The organism is Holdemania filiformis, assembly GCF_003459085.1.
GTDB classification, from domain to species: Bacteria; Bacillota_I; Bacilli_A; order Erysipelotrichales; family Erysipelotrichaceae; genus Holdemania; species Holdemania filiformis.
The window spans coordinates 1-214 of sequence record NZ_QRUP01000048.1 but is presented as its reverse complement, the minus strand read 5'-3'; the positions used below and the strand labels follow the sequence as shown (position 1 = coordinate 214).

At 46.3% G+C, this 214-nt stretch carries 1 protein-coding gene; it reads left to right on the top strand.

Annotated features, from left to right (window positions below; all coding sequences use genetic code 11):
- A partial coding sequence (locus DWY25_RS17575; RefSeq protein ID WP_420809880.1) for a hypothetical protein occupies positions 1–214 on the top strand: 214 nt, incomplete at both ends.

Here is a 214-nt window from a genome sequence, read left to right as displayed (position 1 = left end):
GCGTACTTCAGAGAAACAAAGGCGATCATGGCGGAACTGGAAAGAGCGGATCGTCAGCGGGAATGGCTGGAACAGGGCAAACGGATGGGTAAGCAGGAAGGCTTAGAACAAGGTTTAGAACGAAGCATGGAACGAGGCGAATTATGCAAAGTCATTAAACAGGTGCTGAAAAATATGAAAAAAGGCAAGCTCATTTCAGAGATCGCAGAGATTT